Source organism: Streptomyces sp. NPDC058880, assembly GCF_042742535.1.
GTDB lineage: Bacteria > Actinomycetota > Actinomycetes > Streptomycetales > Streptomycetaceae > Streptomyces.
In genome coordinates, this window is record NZ_JBHYMC010000002.1 from 1 (window position 1) to 20958 (window position 20958).

Below are 20958 nucleotides of genomic sequence, written 5' to 3' on the forward strand. Positions count from 1 at the left end.
ATCCCGCGGGGATCGCGCCCCTTCGGCGTGGGCCGGTCAGTCCGGTGCGGGCCACGCCCGCACCGCCACCGGCTGGACCAGCCAGCCGAAAGCGCCCAGGCCGGACCGGGAGGTGAGCTCCGCCGCCTCACCGGCCGAGGCCAGGGCCCGTACGTAGGCCGCCGGGTCGGAGGAGGCCAGGGCCAGCGGGGGCCGGGCGCCCGAGACCCCGAGGGCGGTCAGGGCCTCGCGCTGGGTCAGCAGGACCGCTCCCGGTCCGGCGCAGGCGTCCAGCGCCACGTGGGCGGTGATGTCGCAGCCGCCGTCCGGAACCGGTGCGACCTCCCGGCCTCCCCGGAAGCCCGTCAGGGTGCCGAACGGGGGCCTCGCCCGCCGGGTGTGGGCGTAGTCCACCGCCACCGCCAGGCCCCGCTCCAGCTTCCCGGTGGCCGCCGCCCAGGCCTCGTCGCGCGGGCGGCCGATCTCCACCCGGCCGCCGCCCGGCCACCACCGCGCCAGCCAGGCCCGGTCGGCGTCCTCCAGCGGACCGCCCCGGCTCTCCGTGCCGTCCGGCGCGACCAGGACGTAGTGCCCGTCCTCGGCGACGTCGAGCGGGACGTTGTCCAGCCATTCGTTGGCGAAGAGCAGCCCGGTCACCCCCCGGGGCACCTCGCCGGTCCAGCGGATCCGCGCGTCGAGCCCCTCGGGCCGCTCCGCGCGCTCCACCGCGTACGGGCGCACGCGGGCCGCCGTCTCCGGGTCCAGCGCGGCGAGCACGCCGGTCAGCAGCTCGGCCCGCCCGGCCCCCACGTCGACGAGGTCGAGCTCCCGCGGGTGGCCGAGCTCCGCATCCACCCATCGCAGCAACCGGGCCACGGCGCCCGCGTACAGCGGGGAGGCGTGCACGGAGGTCCGGAAGTGGCCGGCCGGGCCGGGTCCGGCGGGGCGGACGTAGAAACCGCCGGGACCATAGAGCGCGGCCTCCATCGCGCTGCGCCACCGGACCGACGCTGCGGGTTCACCAGGAGTGCTCATCACCGAAGGCTATGCGCACCCTCCACCTTGGGGAGTACGCCCCCGCTGTCAGGTTCGGACCTCTGGTTGACTCCAGCACCTATCACCGTTCCCTACGCTGGGTTACGTGCAGCGCCTCTACGACTTCCTCCGCAGACACCCGACGGGCGTCGACAGCTTCTGGGCTGTGCTCTTCTTCGGGGTCTCGATGCTGAACGTCACGGGCGAGCCCGACATCAGCCGGACCCTGAAGATCACCGCCGTGCCGGTGGTGATCGCGCTGAGCACGGCCCTGGCTCTGCGCCGCAGGTGGACGCAGGCGATGTTCTGGCTCACCCTCGGGGCGGGCCTGCTCCAGCTGGTCGTGGGGATCGTCGCGGGGTTCTACGACATCGCCATGTTCGTGATCCTCTACACGGTGGCGGCGAGCGAGGTCCCGCGCTGGGTCTCGCGCACGGCGCTGGGCTGGGGGCTGGTGGCCGCGCCGCTCTACTTCCTGCGGTACGGCGTGGACAAGGGCGCCAACGACGTCGACAACCTCCTCTTCGCCATCTTCATGATCGTCCCGTTCGTCCTGGCCTGGGTGCTGGGCGACTCGCTGCGCACCCGGCGGGCCTATTACGCCCAGCTGGTCGAGCGCAACCAGCGGCTGGAGAAGGAGCGCGAGGCGCAGTCCAAGGTGGCCGTGGCCGCCGAGCGCGCCCGGATCGCCCGCGAACTGCACGATGTCGTCGCGCACAACGTCTCGGTGATGGTGGTCCAAGCGGACGGTGCCGCCTACGTCATGGACGTGGCTCCCGAGCAGGCCAAGGAGGCCCTCCAGACCATCTCCGGCACCGGCCGGCAGGCCCTGGCCGAGATGCGCCGGCTGCTCGGCGTCCTGCGCACCGGCGAGCCGCAGGAGTCCGAGGACTACGTGCCGCAGCCGGACGTGGAGCAGATCGAGGTCCTGGTCGAGCAGGTGCGGGCGGCCGGGCTCACGGTGGACTTCGCGGTCGAGGGCGCCCCGCGGCCGCTGCCCAGCGGCGTCGAACTGACGGCGTACCGGATCGTGCAGGAAGCCCTGACCAACACCCGCAAGCACGGCGGACCCGACGCGAAGGCCAGCGTCCGGCTGGTCTACTTCGACGACGGGCTCGGCCTGCTCGTCGAGGACGACGGCCGCGGCGCGGCCCACGAGCTGTACGAGGACGGCGGCGCGGACGGCGCCGGGCACGGGCTGATCGGCATGCGCGAGCGGATCGGTATGGTCGGCGGAACCCTGGACGCGGGGCCGCGGCCCGGTGGCGGCTTCCGGATCAGCGCACTGCTGCCCCTGAAGAAGAGATGACGAGGACGAGGTAACTGATGTCCATCCGAGTGATGCTGGTCGACGACCAGGTCCTGCTGCGCACCGGCTTCCGCATGGTGCTCGCGGCCCAGCCGGACATGGAGGTCGTCGCCGAGGCGGGTGACGGCCTGGAGGCACTGGAGGTGCTGCGGGCCACGAAGGTGGACGTGGTGCTGATGGACGTCCGCATGCCGCGACTCGACGGCGTCGAGGCGACGCGGCGGATCTGTGAGCCGGCGGAGCACCCGAAGGTGATCATCCTGACCACCTTCGACCTGGACGAGTACGCCTTCTCGGGCCTGAAGGCGGGTGCGAGCGGCTTCATGCTGAAGGACGTGCCGCCGGCCGAACTGCTGGGCGCCATCCGCTCGGTGCACAGCGGGGACGCGGTCGTGGCCCCGTCCACGACACGGCGCCTGCTGGACCGGTTCGCGCCGATGCTGCCGACGACGGCGCAGGAGCCGGAGAACAAGGAGATCGAGCGGCTGACGGAGCGCGAACGCGAGGTCATGCTGCTGGTGGCGCAGGGGCTGTCGAACGGCGAGATCGCGGCGCGGCTGGTGCTGTCGGAGGCGACGGTCAAGACGCACGTGGGCCGCATCCTGACCAAGCTGAGCCTGCGCGACCGGGTCCAGGTGGTGGTCCTGGCCTACGAGACGGGCCTGGTCCGCGCGGGCGGCGGGGCCGGGTAGCCGTGCCCGCCGCCCGGCCCGGCCCGGGCAGTCGGCCCGGCCGGGGCAGTCGGCCCGGCCGGGGCAGTCGGCCCGCCGCGGGCGGTCAGCTGCCGGGGTCGACCGGCCGCTTGTAGTAGCGCCACGGAAACCACCCCGCACCAACCGGAATCCATCCTTCGGACTCCATCCGCCGGTGCCGCGCGGCGGACGGGAGCGTGATCCGGCAGTGCTCCCAGGGCTGCCCGGAGGCCTCCACCTCGTGGAAGAAGGGGCCGTAGCCCACCATGTGCCAGCCGTCGCGGCCGGCCTCTTCCAGGGCGGCCATCTCGTTGAACGCGGACAGCCCGCCGAGCGTGCGGCGCTCCGGGCCGTCCGGCCCGGAGCCGGCCGGCGGCGTGGGGTGCGCGACCGCGCCCTTGCCCGCGAAGCGCTGCTGGGCGGCCTGGCGGCTCACGCCGAGGACGCGGCCCACCGCGTCCCAGCTGTGACCGGCGGCCCTGGCGCCCTGAACGGCCTCGCGCAGCAGCCGGCTCGCCTCCTCGGCGCCGACGCGGGAGGCGTCCACCAGGCGCAGGTACCCGTGGGGGTCGTGCTCCAGCGAGTCGGCCAGCCCGTCGGGGGCGCCGAGGACGGCTGCGGCGATCGCCTCCCGGATCCGGTCCGTCTCCTCCGGGCGGAGCAGCGGTTCTTCGCTCATCGGCGCGGTCCGGCCAGCGGTTCGAGGGCGTCGAGGACGGCCTCGTCGCGACGCGCCCGCTCGGCGCGGGCCGCCGCCGACCGGGCGGCCAGGGCACCCGTGCAGGCGATGAGCGCCAGGCCCGCCGTCATCAGGACGACGTCGGTGGCGGCGGCGAACCGGGCCCCGAGCATCGTCGTCACGGCCGGCAGGCTGACGACGATGGGCAGCACGGCGGCCATCAGCGCGGTGGCGGGAAAGGGGTCCTGGCGCGGGGCCTTCGGTCGCGGAATCAACATGCGTCAAGGAAACCTTGACATGATCGACTTGTCAAGGATTCATTGACACTTGGGTCCGGTGGCGACGAGCGGCGGTTCAGGCGTCCGGCCCGGCCCCCGTCATCCAGCGGTCCGGGCGGGCGTGGGCCCGGGAGGTACGGGAGCGGGCCGCCTGGTCGTACAGGAGCCGAGCGGCCTCGGAAGCCGACCGGAGCCGGGCGGTGACCGTACCGTTCGCTCCGGTGTCCACATGGATGTCGGCGACGCCGCAGGCGCGGGCCCACGGACCCTGAGAGAAGCGGACACTCTGCACCTTGGCGTGCGGGACGATCTCCGTACGCCGGCACAGGCGGCCGTGCCGGGCGGCGAACACCTCCGGGGAGAGCGCCAGGGCGTACCCCTTCCACCACACCGGCACCACCCAGCGCGACCCCGCGTCCGGGGAGCCCGAGAAGGACAGACCCGCCAGGTCCACCCCGGGCAGGACCCGGGCGATCACGGCGTACGCGGCGGCCCGGGAGGCCACCGGCACCAGGACGTCGTTCTTCGACCCGGCCACGGCGAGCTCCACACGGACCCGGCCGCTGCGCCGCCACAGCAGCGGCTCCACGATCCGTACGGTCTGCACGCGCCCGGGCGGCACCGTCTCATGGGCCCGGTCCAGCATCCCGTGGTCCAGGCGCAGCCCGTCCGGGGACTCGGCCACCCGCCAGTCGTATTCGGTGAGGAAGCGGCCGGCGGTGGCCGCCCAGACACCGCCCAGCATCGGCAGCAGGGTGACGACGGCCGCCCACGGGCTGGAGCTGATCCACCACACGAAGAACGGTGCCACGATCCCGCCGGCGAGTGCGGCCCAGACGCCGAGGCTGAGCGCCAGCGACACGGCGAGCTCACGCGGGGTCACCCGCAGCAGTTCGCGTTGCGGAGCCTCACCGAGACGTACGGCCTCCTCGGGCGCGAAGCCGGCGGCGCGGGCCAGGAGCTCGGCGCGCAGGGCGACGGCCTCCCGCTCGCCGAGGAAGGCCAACTGGTCCTTCTCCTCGGCGCCGATCACGTCGAGACGCAGGCTCGCGACGCCGGTCAGCCGGGCCAGCAGCGGGCGGGTGACGTCCACGGCCTGGAGCCGGTCCAGCCGGATGTGGGCGGTGCGGCGGAAGAGCAGCCCGGTGCGGATGCGCAGTTCGGTGTCGGTCACCGCGTAGTGGGTGAACCACCAGCTCAGGAAGCCGTACACACCGAACGTCAGGACCACGCCCACCAGCGTCACCAGCCGCAGGAGGGTGGACAGGTCCGCCACCCAGCGCACCGCCCGGTCGCCCTGCTGGGCGAGGACGCCGACGGTCGCGGCGATCGGCACCCAGGCGCGGCGCAGCGGCGTGAAGGGGTGCAGCCGGCGCTCGCCCGCCGGCCCGCCGGGTGCGGACCCGGCGGAGCCCGCCGGAGGGGAGCCGACGGGGCCGGGCCGACCGGCGCTCACAGGCCCGCCGACCTTGCCTCGCCGAGGGCGGCGAGCCGGTCGCGCAACCGCTCCGCCTCGGCCGGCGCCAGCCCCGGGATCCGGGCGTCGCTGGCCGCCGCCGCCGTGTGCAGCTGGACGGAGGCCAGGCCGAAGCGCCGCTCCAGCGGGCCGGAGGTGACCTCGACCAGCTGCATCCGGCCGTACGGGACCACGGTCTGCTCCCGCCACAGCACTCCGCGGCTGATCAGCAGGTCGTCGGCGCGCTCCGCGTACCGCCAGGACCTCCAGTTGCGGCCGATGAGCACCCAGCCCCAAGCCCCCACGGCGAGCCAGAACACCCCGACCGCCGCCCACGCCGGGCCCACCAGCAGGCCGAGCAGCAGCCCGGTCGCCACCGCCAACAGGACAGTCCAGCCCACGAGCAGCGTCCGCCGCAGGGTGAGCAGCCCACCCGGCAGCCCGACCCAGCCGGGCTCGCCCGTCTCCCCCTCAGTCCCCGTATCCATCCCCCCACCTTAGGGTCACGGCGTGACGGCCAGGCAGGGCCCACCGTGCCCGGCCTGGTCACCACGCCACCACCCGCGGCTGAGACAATGCCCGCATGACGGAGACCACGGTCGGCATCGGCGGAGCGGCGGAGAGCACCGACATGGTGCTCAACATCGGCCCCCAGCACCCTTCCACGCACGGCGTGCTGCGCCTGCGCCTCGTCCTGGACGGCGAGCGGATCGCCAGCGCCGAGCCGGTGGTCGGCTATATGCACCGCGGCGCCGAGAAGCTCTTCGAGGCCCGTGACTACCGGCAGATCGTCATGCTCGCGAACCGCCACGACTGGCTGTCCGCCTTCTCCAACGAGCTCGGCGTGGTCATGGCGGTCGAGCGGATGCTCGGCATGGAGGTCCCCGAGCGGGCCGTGTGGATGCGGACCCTGCTGGCCGAGCTGAACCGGGTCCTGAACCACCTGATGTTCCTCGGCTCCTACCCGCTCGAACTGGGCGGGATCACCCCGATCTTCCACGCGTTCCGCGAGCGCGAGGAGCTCCAAGCCGTCATGGAGGAGATCTCCGGCGGCCGCATGCACTACATGTTCAACCGCGTGGGCGGCCTCAAGGAGGACCTCCCCGCGGGCTGGCTCGGCCGGGCCCGCGCCGCGATCGCCGACGTCCGCACCCGGATGGACGTCTACGACAAGCTGGTCCACGGGAACGAGATCTTCCGCGGTCGTACCCGCGGCGTCGGGGTGCTGTCCGCCGAGGCGGTGCACGCGTACGGCGTCTCCGGACCGATCGCCCGCGCCTCCGGCGTCGACTTCGACCTGCGCCGCGACGAGCCGTACCTGGCCTACGGTGACCTCCAGGACGTCCTGAAGGTGGTCACCCGCACCGAGGGCGACTGCCTGGCCCGCTTCGAGTGCCTGCTGGAGCAGACCCACAACTCCCTCGACCTCGCCGTGGCCTGCCTGGACCGGATGGACGCCCTCCCGCCGGGTCCGGTCAACCAGCGCCTGCCCAAGGTCCTGAAGGCGCCCGAGGGGCACACCTACGCCTGGACCGAGAACCCGCTGGGCATCAACGGCTACTACCTGGTCTCGAAGGGCGAGAAGACCCCCTACCGGCTGAAGCTGCGCAGCGCCTCCTACAACAACATCCAGGCCCTGGCCGTGCTGCTGCCGGGACAACTGGTCGCGGACATGGTGTCGATCCTGGGCTCGCTGTTCTTCGTGGTCGGCGACATCGACAAGTAGCCGAGGCCCGCAGCGCGGCCGCCCGGGGGGCGAGAGCAGCCCCCTCCGCGCCCGGCCCGGCCGCCCGGGGCCTGCGGGCCCGGGCGGCGCGGGACCGGGCGGCGCGGGACCGGGCGGCGCGGGACCGATGTCGGCGCGGGACCGATGTCGGCGCGGCACCGATGTCGGCGCGGCAGGGCACACTGGGCGGCATGTCCCACTCCCCCCGCCGGTCCTGCCCCGCCTGCGGCCGCGACTGCGCCGTCACCGCGGGCCGCATCGCCCGCCACGACCCGCCCGGCGCCCGCGGCGAGCTGGTGTCCTGCCCCGGATCCCGGGCCCAGGTGGTGCTCGGCGCCTCCGCACCGACGCTGGACGGCTTCGTGCTGCCCGAAGTGCCGGGGCAGCTCCCGCTGTTCTGAGGCGCCGGCCGGCCCGGAACGGCCGCCGCGCGCCCCACCTCAGCCCTCCGTCGCGGCCAGCAGGCCGATCAGCCGCGAGCTGCTCTCGGCCCCGAAGCCCGCGTCGACCCCGCGGCGGTACAGCTCCGCGTGCGCGGCCAGGATGGCGGTGTCCACGCCCGAGTCGGCCGCGGTGTGCAGGATGTGCTCGACGCTGGCCGCGCACATCGTCAGGCGCTGGTCCTCGCCGCGGTGGTCATCGGCGTCCACGAGCGCGGCGCTCTCGGTGTAGAAGCCGCGCATGGTGTCGGCGGTGTAGCCCGCGTACGGCAGGATGTCCGACGCCGTCAGGCCGTTGGCGCGGGCCACCGCGACCGCCTGGTACCAGCCCGTGTAGGCGGTCCAGAAGAGGATCATGTTGAGCTGGTAGTAGAGCTGCGCGTAGCCGGGGTCGGCGCCGCGGTAGTCGGTGGCGGCGAGCAGGTCGAGCGCGGCGCGGTGCTCGTCGTAGACCTCGCGGGGGCCGCTGATGAAGATCGAGGACCCTTCCCGGCCGATGCCGGTGGGCGGCACGTTGACCCCGCCGGTGAGGTAGGCGGCCCCGCGCTCCCCGGCCCATCGCGCAGCCGCACGGGCCTTGTCCGGGAGATCGGAGGAAAGGTTGGCGATGACGCGGCCGGCGAGGTCGGTGTCGCCCAACGCGGCGTACATCGCCTCCACGTCGATCAGGCTGAGCACCACCAGCGGGCTCGCGGTGACGGCCTCGGAGATGTCCGCAGCGCTGCGCGCGCCGCGGGCGACGAGGTCGGCGTCCTTGCCGGCACTGCGGTTCCACACGGTGACCTCGTAGCCGGCGTCGAGGTAGGCGGCGGCCATGGCCCGGCCCATGGGACCCAGACCGACGACGGTGACCTTGGTGTTTTCCACGGAGCTCTCCCCCGGAAGAAGAAACTAGAACGAACGCTCTATCTAGCGCTCGGAACGACCGTAGCATGAGCTAGAACGAACGCTCTATCCACTTTTCCGGGTAGGATCCGGCCATGGCAGCGACAGGGACGACGACAGAGCCGGGAACGCGCGAGCGGCTGGTCCGCACCGCCTCCCGCCTCATGCAGCACGGCGGGTACGAGAACACCCCGGTCAAACAGCTCGTCCGCGAGGCGAAGGCCACCCTGGGCTCGCTGTACCACTTCTTCCCCGGCGGCAAGCAGGAGCTCGCGGTGGCCGCGATCCACTTCGGCAACGAGGAGTTCGCCGGGCTCCTGCGCGCGGGGCTCGCCGCCCGCCCGGACCCGGCCGAAGCGGTCGAGGCGGTCACCGGCCTGCTCGCGGAGGCCCTGGAGGCGTCCGACTGGCGCGACGGCTGCCCGGTGACGGCCACCGCCCTGGAGACCGTCGGCCGGCTCCCCGATCTACAGGCGGCCTGCGCGCGGGCCTTCGCCGACTGGCAGGACCTGGTCGCCGCGAAGCTCCTGGCGTCCGGCTACCCGGAGGAAGAGGCGCGCGATCTGGCGATCACCGTGATCAACACCCTGGAGGGCGCGGAGATGACCGCACAGGTCACCCGCAGCCGGACCCCGCTCCTGGTGGCGGGCCGGCACCTGGCCCGGCTGGTGGCCTCGTACGGGCCCTGACCGGGGAGGAGAGGGGGTCAACCCCTCAGGAGATGGCGGTGCGCAGCCGGACCACGTCGATCGGCTCGGTCTCGTCGTGGGCCGTCAGGTCGATGACCTGGCCCACCGAGCGGGTCTCGTCGGTCGGCGGCTTGAACTCCGGTCCGGCCGACTCATCGGCGGACTCCGCCTTGTGCACGGCCAGCGCCTCGGCTCCCACCACGTCGGCCAGGTCCTCGTTCTGGACCGCCTCGATCGCCGCACGGGCCTGCGCCGCGTTCTTGGTCCCGAAGAAGTCGAAGCCGCCCTCGACCCGGGAGGCGGTACGCCGCTGGGCCGCGTAGGGGGCCACTGCGGCCGCGGGACGGCGGGCCGGTACCGAGGTGGCGGCGGTGGCCGCCGGCGGCGGGGCCGTGGGCAGTTCACGCGCGGCCCGCGCCGTGGGCAGCGCCCGCTCCTGGGCCTTGCGGGCCAGCGCCACCATGGCCGCGTGGGCCCGGGCATAGCCGACGGAGGTGGGCGCGCCCGCGGAGGTGCGCTCCTCGGAGACGGCCGGAAGCTGCTTCTGGTCGGCCGGGGCCGTGGGCGAGGACGCCTCGATCTCCAGCAGCCGGCCCTTCTCCAGGGCGCTGGCGCGCTCCGTCTCGGCCGTCGCGTACCGGCGCAGCAGGGCCGCGTGCTCGCCCCGCAGGCCGGCGAGTTCGACGCGCTTGGCCCGCAGCTTGGCGTCGAGCCGGGCCCGCAGCATCCGGGCCTCTTCGAGGTCGGACTCCAGCTCGGCTATCCGCTCGTCCGTGCGCCACTCGTCCTTGACCCGCTCGCGGGCGAGCTCCGCGACCCGGCGGCCCGCCGCCCGGTCCCAGGCTCGCATCACGACGGCGCCGGCGATCCCGGCGGCCGCGGCGAGGGTCGCGAGCAGCCTCAGCGTGGTGGCGTCGACGGGGCCGGCCAGCAGCCAGGCGGCGCCGGCGCTGGCGACGGACACACCGGCGACGGCCGTCGGCGTGAGCAGCCGGTGCAGGGGTTCGGGATTGCGGTGGCGTCCACGGGGCATGGCCTGAAATTTACAGGGCGTAGAGGTCGTGTGGGGTACCCACCCGGCAATCTGTTCCCGGGTAGTTACCCCACATTTCTCCATCAACCAGTTGGCACTACTTCTTCACGAGGCCCTTCGACTCCAGGTAGGCCTTCGCGACGTCGGCGGGCTTGGCGCGTTCCGCGTCCACCTTCCGGTTCAGCTCGATCAGATCGGCGGTCGTGAGCGCCTTGGTCAGTGTGTCGAGCGCGGCCGCGATCTCGGGGGCTCCGGCGTCCTTGGCGTTGACCACCGGCAGCACGTTGTCCGCGTTCTGGAGCTTCTTGTCGTCCTCCAGCAGGACCAGGCCGAAGCTGTCGAGGGTGGCGTCCGTGGTCGTGGTGAGGACGAGCTGGTCGACGCCGTCCTTGACGGCCTGCTTGGCCTGCGGGGTGCCGACGCCCTTCGGGTCAATACCGGAAACTTGAATTCCGTATGTCTTCGTCAGCCCGGGCCCGCAGAAGGGACGGACGGAGCATTCGTCACCCGCCGCGATCTTCACCTTCAATCCCGACTTACCAAGATCGGAAAGGGACTTGAGGTTGTTCTTCTCGGCGAATTCCCTGGTCACCGCGAATGCGTTCTGATCGACCGCCGGACCGGCGGGCAGCACCTTCAGCCCGAGCGGCGCCGCGAGCTTCTCCAGGCCCGCCACCGTCGCCGCGACGTCACTCGACGCGACCGGAGTCTCTTCGGGCGCCTTCGGCCCGTTCACCTTGGCGTTCAGGAACTCCGCGAGCGTGGCCGCATACTCCGGGACGACGTCGATCTCGCCCTTCTCCAGGGACGGTTCGTACAGCTCGCGGTTGTTGACCGTCTTGACGGACGTGCTGTAGCCGGCGTCCGCCAGGACCTGCGCATACAGCTCCGCCAGCACGTTCGACTCGGTGAACCCGGCCACGCCGATCACCAGGCTGCCCCGGCCGCCCCCGGCGGGGGCGGCGGAGGAGCCGCCGTCCTTGCTCTTCTCCAGGCTGTCGCCCCCGCAGGCGGCCAGCGACACCGTCAGGGCCAGGACGCCCAGGGACGCCCCGAGGACGCGCGAGGTCTTGGTCATGGAATTGCTCCGTTCGGAGTGGGTAAGGGGAATCAGCGGTGGGCGCCGACGTGGGGCAGCAGCCGTTCCGCCGCCACCAGCACGCCCTCCACCAGCAGGGCCAGGGCGGCCACGAGCAGGGCCCCTGCGACGACCTGCGGGGTGTTGTAGGTGTTGAACCCGGCGGTGATGATCCGGCCGAGACCGCCCTGCCCGACCATGGCGGCGATCGTGGCCGTGGCGATGACCTGGACCGAACCCGACCGCAGCCCGGTCATCACCAGGCCGCGCGCGAGCGGGAGTTCCACCCGCCAGAAGAGCTGACCGCCGGACATGCCCATCCCGCGGGCGGCCTCCACCACCGAGCGGTCCACCTCCCGCATGCCGACGTACGCATTGGTCAGCAGGGGCGGGACGGCGAACAGCACGAGCGCGGCCACCGTCGGCAGGTAGCCCGCGTTGCGCAGCGGGGAGACCATGAAGAGCGCCAGCACCGCGAAGACCGGCACCGCCCGCCCGACGTTGGAGACGTTGACCGCGAGCGTGCCGCCCCGGCCCAGGTGGCCGAGGTACAGGCCGACCGGCAGCGCGATCGCGCAGGCGATCGCCAGGGCGAGCCCACTGACGTAGACGTGCTCGCCGAGCCGGTGCCAGACGCCGTCCTCCCCGGCCCAGTTGGCACCGCTCGTGAGCCAGTCCCAGGCCCCCGTCACCGCACCCATGCCCTCACGCGCCCTTCCCGCGGGCGGCCGGCCTGCCGCCCGCCCGAGTCCAGGGCGTCAGCAGCCGCTGCAGGCCGAGCAGCAGCAGGTCCGCGACGAGCGCCAGCAGCACGCACAGCACCGACGCGGTGAGGACCTGCGCCTTGAACGAACTGCTCACCGCGGGCGCGATGAGGTTGCCGAGGCCGCCCTTGCCGACGATGGAGCCGACCGTGGTGAGCGCGATCGTCGAGACCGTCGCGATCCGCACGCCGGCCAGCAGCGCGGGCAGCGCCAGCGGCAGTTCCACCTGCCACAGCAACCGTCCGGGGCCGTATCCCATGCCGCGCGCGGCCTCCCGGACCTCCTCGGGAACGGCCTCCAGGCCGGCCAGCGCATTGCGGACCAGGATGGTCAGCGAGTACAGCACCAGCCCGGTCACCACCAGCGCCGCCGACAGCCCGAACACGGGCAGCAGCAGGGAGAACATGGCCAGCGAGGGGATCGTGTAGAGCAGGGTGGTGAAGGTGAGCACGGGCGCCGACCAGCGCCGACCGCGGCGGGCCAGCAGGGCGAGCGGCACGGCCACGACCAGGCCGATCAGGACGGACACCCCGGTAATCCACACGTGCTCGACGGTGGCGTCGGTGAGTTCCCGCGAGCGCGAGGTGACGTAGTCCCAGCAGATCCAGTCGTTCGCCACCAGGCAGTTCTGCCCCGCCACGCGCCTCACCCCCCGCCCTCACACGTACACACGATCGACCCCACTGCCTTGGACGACCCTAACCCCCATCGCGGCAGATGGCCGGAATCCTTCGCACGAGGACGCCATGACCTTCACCTGCGGACGGCGCGCGTGAGGAAAGATGGATCCGTGATCCGATTCGAGCATGTGACCAAGCGCTACCCCGACGGGACGACGGCCGTCGAGGACCTGTCCTTCGAGGTGGCGGAAGGAGAGCTGGTCACGCTGGTCGGACCGTCCGGCTGCGGCAAGACGACCACGATGAAGATGGTCAACCGGCTCATCGAGCCGACCTCCGGCCGGATCCTGCTGGGGGGCGAGGACATCGCCGCCGCCGACCCCGTCGAACTGCGCCGCCGCATCGGCTACGTCATCCAGCAGGTCGGGCTCTTCCCGCACAAGACCGTGCTGGAGAACACCGCGACCGTGCCGCAGCTGACCGGCACCCCCAGGGCCGCCGCCCGCGCCCGGGCCGCCGAGCTGCTGGAACTGGTCGGACTGGACCCGTCGGTGTACGGGAGCCGGTACCCGCAACAGCTCTCCGGCGGGCAGCGCCAGCGCGTCGGCGTGGCCCGCGCGCTCGCCGCCGACCCGCCGGTGCTGCTGATGGACGAACCCTTCGGCGCCGTGGACCCGGTGGTGCGCGAGCGGCTGCAGAACGAGTTCCTGACCCTCCAGAAGACCGTGCGCAAGACGATCCTGCTGGTCACGCACGACCTGGAGGAGGCCATCCGGCTCGGCGACCGGATCGCGGTCTACGGGACCGGCACCATCGAGCAGTTCGACCGCCCGGCGGCGGTCCTCGGAGCCCCGGCCACCCCGTACGTGGCCTCCTTCGTCGGCGCCGACCGGGGGCTCAAGCGGCTCGCCGTCACCACGCTCGGGACCGGCGACCTCGCACCGGCCGGGGGACCGGCGCCCGGGGTGTCGGTGGAGCTCGGCGCGACGCTGCGCGAGGCGCTCGCCGCCCTGCTGCAGGAGGACTCGGGCCGGATCGGCGTGACGGACCCCGACACCGGCGAGCTGGCCGGCGTACTGACCCCGGAAGGCGTCCACCGGGCCCTGCGCCGGGCCGAGTTGCAGCAGGCGTGAGGAGGCGGCACGGCAGAGGGGCCCGACCTCCCGGTCGGGCCCCTCTGCACGCGGTCGCACCGCACGGCCGTCAGGCCTGGATGCGGCCGCTCATCCACATCAGCATCGGCGGGATCTCCCGGCGCCAGGTGTTGAAGTTGTGGCCGCCGCTGTCGAGGATGATGGACGAGACCCGGTCCGGGCCCTGCACCTTCTTGATGAACTTCCGGGTGTCCGCCAGGTTCGGCTCACCCTTCTCACTGCTGGTGACGAGGAAGGACGTACCGGCCGGCTTCTTGTTCTCCATCACGTGCAGGATGTCCGCGCGCTTCTTCAGCTTCTCGTCGCCGTGGAAGAGGTCACCGGTCGTCGGGTCGTCGGGAGCGTCGTAGTACGCGGACAGCCCCGCCGCGGCACCGTAGGTCTGCGGGTAGTGCGCGGCGATCTTCAGAGCGCAGTAACCGCCGGTGGAGTTGCCGATGAAGCCCATGTTCTCGGGCTTCCGCCCGACCCGGAAGGTGTCCTGGATGGCCTGCGGAAGGTCCACCCCGAAGAAGGTCTCCGTCTGCGGGCCTCCGGGGACGTCGACGCACTCGGTGTCCCGTGGCGGCGCCACCGTCGGGCGCAGCATGACCAGGATCATCGGCTTCATCTTGCCCGACTTGGAGAGGCTGAAGGCCTTCATCGGGTAGTCGAGCCCTTTGATCAGGTTCTCGGCGGTGCCCGGGTAGCCCGTCAGGACGACGGACGCCGGAAAGTTCTCGTCCTTGTGCTGCGGCTGGAAGTACTCCGGCGGGAGCCAGACGTAGCCGGGGCTCGTTATCTTCGACTTCTGCCCCGATATGGCGACCTTCAGGATCTGACCGCCCACCTGGGGCTTGGCGCCACCGGGGACGTCCAGCTTCTGCTTGTCGACGACCTTGATGTCCTTGCTGCTCATGGAGTGGTCGACGACCTTGCCCATCGACGTCTCCCGGCCGAACAGGTCCGCCCAGGAACCGTAGAACAGGAAGGACTTGTTGGCCGCGAGCCCCACCGCGGAGAACAGCGCCAGCTGGGTCGCCAGCAGGAGCCCGACACGGCCGGCGACCGTACGCCAGCTGCGGCCCGAGAGCTTCGGCCAGAACCAGATGGTGGCCGCGAACAGCAGCACACCGGCGAGGACGGCCAGCGCCAGGACCGTATTACTGGTGAGACCCATGAGCAGTCAGTCGACTTTCTGATGGCAGGACTGGAAATTTCCGGCGGAAGAGTGAACCCGCTGTCCGTCGATGCCGTCCTAGGGGACGCACCACACACCGGAGGCTGTCGCGGCCTTCGGCCACATGATCTCTCGCGGAGCAACGGGAAGCGATGTCTAGCAGGATAGATGGCGATAAGTCGGGACAGGTTCCGAGCAGGGTCCGCCGAATCCTCAGGGGCCCACAGCCGGAGTCGGTGCCCGGCCTGGTAGGTACGGCCGTCATGATCGTCGGCCTTCTGGACATCGCGGCGGGCGTCTTCCCGCGCTTCCGGCACAGCCGGATCCACGCGGTCACCGAGGTGCTGCCCGGCTCCCTCGGACCGTTCGCCGCCGCCCTGTCCATCAGCGCGGGCGTACTGCTCCTGCTGCTCGCCCACGGCCTCAAGCGGCACAAGCGGCGCGCCTGGCGGGCCGCCGTCGTCCTGCTGCCCGCGGGCGCGGCCGCGCAGTTCATCTACCGCCACTCGATCATCGGTGTGGTCATCGCGGCGGTGCTCCTCGCGCTGCTGCTGCGCCACCAGGGCGAGTTCAAGGCGCTGCCGGACCCGCGCAGCCGCTGGAAGGCACTGGCGAACTTCGTCCTGATGAGCGCCGGCTCCATCGGCCTGGGCCTGGTCATCGTCAACGTCCACCCGGGCAAGGTCGTCGGCACCCCGAGCCTGTACGAGCAGATCACCCACGTCGTCTACGGCCTCTTCGGCTTCGAGGGCCCCGTCGACTACGCCGGCCGGGTGTCCTGGACCGTCGGCTACTCCCTCGGCGCACTCGGCATGCTGACCGCCCTCACCACCATCTACCTGGCCCTGCGCCCCGAGCACCCGGCCGCCCGGCTCACCGCCGACGACGAGGGCAGGCTGCGCGAGCTGCTCGCCAGGCACGGCGGACGGGACTCCCTCGGCCACTTCGCCCTCCGCCGCGACAAAGCCGTCGTCTTCTCCCCCAGCGGCAAGGCCGCCGTCACCTACCGCGTCGTCTCCGGCGTGATGCTCGCCTCCGGCGACCCGATCGGCGACGTGGAGGCGTGGCCCGGCGCGATCGAGCGGTTCATGGAGGAGGCCAAGGCCCACTCCTGGACCCCGGCGGTCATGGGCTGCAGCGAGACCGGCGGCGAGGTGTGGACCCGCGAGACCGGACTCGACGCCCTGGAGCTGGGTGACGAGGCGATTGTCGATGTCAAAGACTTCTCCCTCTCGGGCCGCGCCATGCGCAATGTCCGCCAGATGGTGAAGCGCATCGAGCGCAACGGCTACACCACCAAGGTCCGCCGGGTCAGCGAACTGACCGACGCGGAGCTGGAGCAGGTCCGCGGCGCGGCCGAGGCCTGGCGCGGCACCGACACCGAGCGCGGCTTCTCGATGGCGCTCGGCCGCGTCGGCGACCCGGGCGACGGCGACTGCTTCATCGCCACCGCACACCGCGTGGAGGAGGGCGACACCAGCCCCTTCGGCGATCTGAAGGCCATCCAGCACTTCGTGCCGTGGGGCAAGGACGGCATGTCCCTGGAGCTGATGCGCCGCGACCGCGGCGCCGACCCGGGCATGAACGAACTGCTGATCGTCGCCTCCCTGGAAGCGGCCCCGGCCCTCGGCATCGAGCGGGTCTCGCTGAACTTCGCGATGTTCCGCTCCGCACTGGCCCGTGGCGAGAAGATCGGCGCCGGCCCCGTCCTGCGCATGTGGCGCAGCCTGCTGGTCTTCCTCTCGCGCTGGTTCCAGATCGAGTCGCTGTACAAGTTCAACGCAAAGTTCCGCCCCCGCTGGGAGCCGCGCTTCGTGGTCTTCCGCGCCACCCGCGACCTGCCCCGCATCGGCTTCGCCGCCATGCAGGCCGAGGGCTTCGTGACGCTGGCCCTGCCCCGCCTCTTCGCCGCCCGCCGCCGTCCCAAGCCGGTCCGCACCTGTACGCACAACCTGGTGGCGTCCGTCCCGAAGCAGGCCGAACGCGAGGTCCAGGCCGCCTAGCAGCCACCCGTACCCGTACACCCGCACCGCACCCGCACCCGCGACATCCCCGAAGGCCCGGCCGGCGACCGACCGGGCCTTCGGCGCACCCCGGCGGAGCCCCGGGGCCCCTCCGTCCCCGCCCGCCGGAACACGTCAGGGGCTGTCATATCCAGGTCAGCCCTACCCTTGACCCATGAACACCAAGCGCGGAGCCATCGACCGGGGCCGGGTCGCAGGACTGCCCGAATGGGACCGCTGCGCGGTCATGGGCGTCGTCAACGTGACCCCCGACTCCTTCTCCGACGGCGGTCGCTGGTTCGACACCACCGCCGCCGTCAAGCGCGGGCTCGACCTGGTGGCCCAGGGCGCCGACCTCGTGGACGTCGGCGGCGAGTCCACCCGTCCCGGCGCCTCCCGCGTCGACGAGGAGGAGGAGCTGCGGCGTGTCGTCCCGGTGGTGCGCGGCCTGGCCTCCGAGGGCGTCACCGTCTCCGTCGACACCATGCGGGCGACCGTCGCCGCCCGGGCCGTCGACGCCGGAGCCGCCCTGGTCAACGACGTCAGCGGCGGCCTCGCCGACCCCGGCATGATCCCGGCCGTCGCCGCCGCCGAGGTCCCCTTCGTGGTCATGCACTGGCGCGGCTTCAGCGCCGACATGAACAGCCTCGCCGTCTACGACGACGTGATCGCCGAGGTCACCGCCGAACTCCGGGCCCGGATCGACGCGGTCGTCGCCGGCGGCATCGCCCCCGAGCGGCTCCTCGTCGACCCCGGCCTTGGCTTCGCCAAGAACGCCGACCACGACCTGGCCCTGGTCGCGCACATGGCCGACCTGCGCGCCCTCGGCTTCCCGCTGCTGGTCGCCGCCTCGCGGAAGCGCTTCCTCGGCCGGGTCCTGGCCGGCGGCACGGACGCCGCCCCGCCGCCGGCCCGCGAACGGGACGCCGCCACGGCCGCCGTCTCCGCGATCGCCGCGCACCAGGGTGCCTGGGCCGTACGGGTCCACGAGGTACGGGCGACCGCGGACGCGGTTCGGGTGGCCCGCGCCGTGGAAGGGGCACTCTGACCCTCATCGACCGACAAGGAGAACAGTGAGCAGAACCGACATCGAAGCGGTCGAAGAGGTCAACACGGCCTTCTACGAGGCAATGGAGCGGGGGGACTTCGACGCTCTGTCGGCACTCTGGCTGGAGGACGAGATCTCCTGCGTGCATCCCGGCTGGCCGGTGCTCTCCGGCCGGGGCGAGGTACTGCGCTCGTACGCGCTGATCATGTCCCACACCGAGTACATCCAGTTCTTCCTCACCGACACCAAGGTGGCCGTCATAGGTGACACGGCACTGGTGACGTGCACCGAGAACATCCTCAGCGGCGGACCCGCCGAGGACGGCGGAGAGCTCGGCCCGCTCGTCGGCCAGCTGGTCGTCGCCACGAATGTGTTCCGACGCACATCGGGGGGCTGGCGCCTGTGGTCCCACCACGGTTCTCCCGTCCTCACGGAGTCCGACGAGGACGACGAGGACCCCTCCTCCTGACCCCTACGGCGGGGGCCGGACTGTTTCGCAGGTAAATTCGAAGTCGGACGACGCCGACCGCACTCGGCGCAGGCCCATGGCCCCGGGGAGCACCGGGACCGGAAGCACTTACGAAAGCAGGAGTGATTCGCGTGGATCGTGTCGCGCTGCGCGGCCTCAAGGCTCGCGGGCACCACGGCGTCTTCCCCCGGGAGCGCGAGGAGGGCCAGACCTTCATCGTCGACCTCGTGCTGCACCTCGACACCCGCCCGGCGGCGGCCGGGGACGACCTGGCGAAGACCGTGCACTACGGGGTGGTCGCCGAGGAGGTCGTCGACGTCGTCCAGGGCGAGCCCGTCGACCTGATCGAGACCCTGGCCGAGCGGATCGCCCAGCAGTGTCTGAAGCACGAAGCGGTGGCGCAGGTGGAGGTCGTCGTCCACAAGCCGGACGCTCCCATCACCGTCCCGTTCGACGACGTGACCATCACGATCACCCGGAGCCGCGCATGAACAACGGACTGAACGCTCAGAGCGACCCCACCGTCCAGCCGGTACCCGCCTCCGTCGTCGAGGCGGTCGACGCGGCGGACGTGACCCTGTCCAACCCCAAATGGGCCGTCATCGCGCTCGGCGCGAACCTCGGCAACCGCCTGGAGACCCTCCAGGGCGCCATCGACGCCCTCGGCGACACCCCCGGCCTGCGGGTCAAGGCCGTCTCCCCCGTCTACGAGACCGAGCCGTGGGGCGTCGAGGCCGGCTCGCAGCCCTCGTACCTCAATGCGGTCATCGCGGTGAAGACCACCCTGCCCCCGTCCTCGCTGCTGGAGCGCGGGCAGGCCATCGAGGAGGCCTTCGACCGCGTCCGCGAGGAGCGCTGGGGCCCGCGCACGATCGACGTCGACATCGTGGCGTACGCCGACCGCGTCTGCGACGACCCGGTCCTCACCCTCCCGCACCCCCGTGCCCACCAGCGCGCCTTCGTGCTGGCCCCCTGGCACGACATCGACCCGGAGGCCCAGCTCCCGGGCCGGGGCCCGGTCGCCGGCCTCCTGGCCGGAATCGGCCTGAGCGGCGTCACGCCGCGCCCCGACCTGGAACTCCACCTCCCCGAGTAGTCGTTAGTAGCCTGTTCACGGCTACTCGCTGAAAGTGGGGACGGGCAAGTGAAGCAACTGAGGCCGGGGGTCCTGGCGGGCATCTTCGTGGTCGCCGGGGTCCTGTCCTGGGCCGGTGCCCGGCTGTGGAACGCGTACGGCACCCTGCCGGGCGTTCCGCTGGCCGCCCCGATCGTCCTGGGGGCCATTGCCGTGGTGCTGCTGGCCACCGCACTGTCCCTGAAGGCCCGGCTCAAGGCCCAGCGGGAGCGCCGCCCGGGCGCGAAGGGCGTGGAGCCGCTCATGGCGGCCCGCGCGGTGGTCTTCGGACAGGCCAGCGCGCTGGTGGCCGCGCTGGTGGCGGGCATGTACGGCGGTGTGGGGGTCTTCCTGCTGACCGACTCCCTCGATGTCCCCGCCCGCCGCGACCAGGCCTGGTACGCCGGATTCTCCGTCCTGGCAGGCATCGCGGTCATCGCCGCCGCGCTCTTCCTGGAGCGCGTCCTGAAGCTCCCCGAGGACGAGGACCCCGCCCCGGAGACCCCCGCCCGGGCGTAGGGCGTCCCGTTCGCCGTCAGGCCTCCCACGGGGCGCGGACCAGGTGCCCGTTCACCAGGACGTCAGGATGGGGTGCGCGCCGGAAGCCCACAGCATCGGTCCCCCTCCGCGAACTGAAGTCTCGGAGGGGGACCGTAGCGGACAGCGCTGACAGTGCCGCTAGCGAGCCATGATGAGGCTCATCGCCTCGGCCCGGGTGGCCGTGGTACGGAGCTGGCCCCGAACTGCGGACGTGGTGGTCTTGGCGCCCGGCTTGCGGATGCCGCGGACCGACATGCACATGTGCTCCGCCTCGATCACCACGATGGCCCCGCGCGCATCAAGGATCTCCATGAGGGAGTCCGCTATCTGCGTCGTGAGGCGCTCCTGGACCTGCGGTCGTCGGGCGTAGACCTCCACAAGGCGGGCGAGCTTCGACAGGCCCGTGATCTTGCCGTTCTCCGACGGGATGTAGCCGACGTGCGCGACTCCGTGGAACGGCAGCAGATGGTGCTCACACAGGGAAACGATCTCGATGTCCTTCACCAGGACCATCTCGTCATGCCCCAGGTCGAACACCGTCGTCAGTACGTCCTCCGGCTCCTGCCACATGCCGGCGAGGATCTCCCGGTAGGCACGCGCCACGCGCGCCGGCGTCTCCAGGAGGCCCTCGCGGTCCGGGTCCTCGCCGACCGCGATCAGGAGTTCACGGACCGCAGCCTCCGCGCGCTTCTCGTCGAACTCGCCGATCCTGCCCTCGCCACCGGTCAGGGTCACTGGGTCGGTCATCTCATCCTCGTTCCTGTCCGCACACGCGGTCGTACTCATGTGCCGCGCCCCCCAGGCTAGA

24 protein-coding genes are annotated in these 20958 nt (G+C 72.2%); 12 read left to right on the forward strand and 12 right to left on the reverse strand.

Annotation, left to right across the window (positions count from 1 at the left end; all coding sequences use genetic code 11):
- Positions 1-36: 36 nt before the first annotated feature.
- Positions 37-1014 (reverse strand): SAM-dependent methyltransferase, encoded by a 978-nt coding sequence (locus ACFW2G_RS01750; protein ID WP_384584252.1) that lies wholly within the window; start codon positions 1012-1014, stop codon positions 37-39.
- A 106-nt stretch (positions 1015-1120) separates the two neighbouring features.
- Between ACFW2G_RS01750 and ACFW2G_RS01755 the strand changes: the two genes are divergently transcribed.
- Positions 1121-2323, forward strand: coding sequence for a sensor histidine kinase (locus ACFW2G_RS01755; protein WP_384447469.1), 1203 nt, complete (start codon positions 1121-1123; stop codon positions 2321-2323).
- A 17-nt stretch (positions 2324-2340) separates the two neighbouring features.
- Entirely contained in the window at positions 2341-3015 is a 675-nt protein-coding gene (locus tag ACFW2G_RS01760; protein WP_037921177.1) for a response regulator transcription factor, read from the forward strand.
- Positions 3016-3100: 85 nt separating this feature from the next.
- Here the strand turns inward: ACFW2G_RS01760 and ACFW2G_RS01765 are convergent, their stop codons facing one another.
- The 4 genes from ACFW2G_RS01765 to ACFW2G_RS01780 form a co-directional block, all read right to left on the reverse strand.
- Complete coding sequence (locus ACFW2G_RS01765; protein WP_384447464.1) at positions 3101-3694, reverse strand: hypothetical protein; 594 nt, start codon at positions 3692-3694, stop codon at positions 3101-3103.
- Positions 3691-3972 carry a hypothetical protein gene (locus tag ACFW2G_RS01770; RefSeq protein ID WP_384584249.1) on the reverse strand — a complete coding sequence of 94 codons (282 nt, stop codon included), beginning with the start codon at positions 3970-3972 and terminating at the stop codon, positions 3691-3693. The genes ACFW2G_RS01765 and ACFW2G_RS01770 overlap by 4 nt, the downstream gene beginning before the upstream one ends.
- 76 nt (positions 3973-4048) lie before the next feature.
- Positions 4049-5428: a PH domain-containing protein gene (locus ACFW2G_RS01775; RefSeq protein WP_037921173.1), complete on the reverse strand. Its 1380-nt coding sequence runs from the start codon at positions 5426-5428 to the stop codon at positions 4049-4051.
- Complete coding sequence (locus ACFW2G_RS01780) at positions 5425-5916, reverse strand: PH domain-containing protein (protein WP_384447455.1); 492 nt, start codon at positions 5914-5916, stop codon at positions 5425-5427. The genes ACFW2G_RS01775 and ACFW2G_RS01780 overlap by 4 nt, the downstream gene beginning before the upstream one ends.
- A gap of 95 nt (positions 5917-6011) precedes the next feature.
- Here ACFW2G_RS01780 and ACFW2G_RS01785 point away from each other — a divergent pair, with 95 nt between their 5' ends.
- Together ACFW2G_RS01785 and ACFW2G_RS01790 are read left to right on the forward strand one after the other, a co-directional pair.
- Positions 6012-7154: an NADH-quinone oxidoreductase subunit D gene (locus ACFW2G_RS01785; protein WP_037921169.1), complete on the forward strand. Its 1143-nt coding sequence runs from the start codon at positions 6012-6014 to the stop codon at positions 7152-7154.
- A 191-nt stretch (positions 7155-7345) separates the two neighbouring features.
- Positions 7346-7555, forward strand: a complete 210-nt coding sequence (locus ACFW2G_RS01790; protein WP_037921587.1) for a hypothetical protein — start codon at positions 7346-7348, stop codon at positions 7553-7555.
- Positions 7556-7594: 39 nt separating this feature from the next.
- Here ACFW2G_RS01790 and ACFW2G_RS01795 read toward each other — a convergent pair whose 3' ends face one another.
- Positions 7595-8461 (reverse strand): NAD(P)-dependent oxidoreductase, encoded by an 867-nt coding sequence (locus ACFW2G_RS01795; protein ID WP_384447448.1) that lies wholly within the window; start codon positions 8459-8461, stop codon positions 7595-7597.
- 113 nt (positions 8462-8574) lie between these two features.
- Here ACFW2G_RS01795 and ACFW2G_RS01800 point away from each other — a divergent pair, with 113 nt between their 5' ends.
- The gene (locus tag ACFW2G_RS01800) at positions 8575-9168 is read left to right on the forward strand and encodes a TetR/AcrR family transcriptional regulator (protein WP_384447445.1); all 594 of its coding nucleotides are present in this window, start codon (positions 8575-8577) and stop codon (positions 9166-9168) included.
- Positions 9169-9193: 25 nt separating this feature from the next.
- On the opposite strand, the gene ACFW2G_RS01805 is transcribed toward ACFW2G_RS01800, so the two are convergent.
- The 4 genes from ACFW2G_RS01805 to ACFW2G_RS01820 form a co-directional block, all read right to left on the reverse strand.
- On the reverse strand, positions 9194-10201 hold the full coding sequence (locus tag ACFW2G_RS01805) for a hypothetical protein (RefSeq protein ID WP_384584244.1): 1008 nt from the start codon (positions 10199-10201) through the stop codon (positions 9194-9196).
- 97 nt (positions 10202-10298) lie between these two features.
- Positions 10299-11279 carry an ABC transporter substrate-binding protein gene (locus ACFW2G_RS01810; RefSeq protein WP_384584241.1) on the reverse strand — a complete coding sequence of 327 codons (981 nt, stop codon included), beginning with the start codon at positions 11277-11279 and terminating at the stop codon, positions 10299-10301.
- 32 nt (positions 11280-11311) lie between these two features.
- Positions 11312-11980: an ABC transporter permease gene (locus ACFW2G_RS01815; protein WP_037921166.1), complete on the reverse strand. Its 669-nt coding sequence runs from the start codon at positions 11978-11980 to the stop codon at positions 11312-11314.
- A 4-nt stretch (positions 11981-11984) separates the two neighbouring features.
- Positions 11985-12683: an ABC transporter permease gene (locus ACFW2G_RS01820; RefSeq protein WP_384447436.1), complete on the reverse strand. Its 699-nt coding sequence runs from the start codon at positions 12681-12683 to the stop codon at positions 11985-11987.
- A gap of 150 nt (positions 12684-12833) precedes the next feature.
- On the opposite strand from ACFW2G_RS01820, the gene ACFW2G_RS01825 reads away from it, so the two are divergent.
- The gene (locus ACFW2G_RS01825) at positions 12834-13796 is read left to right on the forward strand and encodes an ABC transporter ATP-binding protein (protein WP_037921161.1); all 963 of its coding nucleotides are present in this window, start codon (positions 12834-12836) and stop codon (positions 13794-13796) included.
- 70 nt (positions 13797-13866) lie between these two features.
- Here ACFW2G_RS01825 and ACFW2G_RS01830 read toward each other — a convergent pair whose 3' ends face one another.
- The gene (locus ACFW2G_RS01830; RefSeq protein ID WP_037921158.1) at positions 13867-14976 is read right to left on the reverse strand and encodes an esterase family protein; all 1110 of its coding nucleotides are present in this window, start codon (positions 14974-14976) and stop codon (positions 13867-13869) included.
- Positions 14977-15128: 152 nt separating this feature from the next.
- Between ACFW2G_RS01830 and ACFW2G_RS01835 the strand changes: the two genes are divergently transcribed.
- The 6 genes from ACFW2G_RS01835 to ACFW2G_RS01860 all read left to right on the forward strand — a co-directional run bounded on the left by ACFW2G_RS01835 (position 15129) and on the right by ACFW2G_RS01860 (position 20129).
- Positions 15129-16979 (forward strand): phosphatidylglycerol lysyltransferase domain-containing protein, encoded by a 1851-nt coding sequence (locus ACFW2G_RS01835; protein WP_037921155.1) that lies wholly within the window; start codon positions 15129-15131, stop codon positions 16977-16979.
- Between the two features lie 175 nt (positions 16980-17154).
- Positions 17155-18027: a dihydropteroate synthase gene (gene folP / locus ACFW2G_RS01840; RefSeq protein WP_037921142.1), complete on the forward strand. Its 873-nt coding sequence runs from the start codon at positions 17155-17157 to the stop codon at positions 18025-18027.
- Between the two features lie 25 nt (positions 18028-18052).
- Positions 18053-18496, forward strand: a complete 444-nt coding sequence (locus ACFW2G_RS01845) for a nuclear transport factor 2 family protein (protein ID WP_384447427.1) — start codon at positions 18053-18055, stop codon at positions 18494-18496.
- Positions 18497-18627: 131 nt separating this feature from the next.
- Positions 18628-18987, forward strand: a complete 360-nt coding sequence (gene folB / locus ACFW2G_RS01850) for a dihydroneopterin aldolase (protein WP_030010912.1) — start codon at positions 18628-18630, stop codon at positions 18985-18987.
- Positions 18984-19592, forward strand: coding sequence for a 2-amino-4-hydroxy-6-hydroxymethyldihydropteridine diphosphokinase (gene folK, locus ACFW2G_RS01855; RefSeq protein WP_037921136.1), 609 nt, complete (start codon positions 18984-18986; stop codon positions 19590-19592). Before folB ends, folK begins: the two co-directional genes overlap by 4 nt.
- Before the next feature lie 48 nt (positions 19593-19640).
- The gene (locus ACFW2G_RS01860) at positions 19641-20129 is read left to right on the forward strand and encodes a DUF3180 domain-containing protein (protein WP_037921133.1); all 489 of its coding nucleotides are present in this window, start codon (positions 19641-19643) and stop codon (positions 20127-20129) included.
- A gap of 159 nt (positions 20130-20288) precedes the next feature.
- On the opposite strand, the gene folE is transcribed toward ACFW2G_RS01860, so the two are convergent.
- Positions 20289-20897 (reverse strand): GTP cyclohydrolase I FolE, encoded by a 609-nt coding sequence (gene folE, locus ACFW2G_RS01865; RefSeq protein WP_037921130.1) that lies wholly within the window; start codon positions 20895-20897, stop codon positions 20289-20291.
- Positions 20898-20958 lie beyond the last annotated feature (61 nt).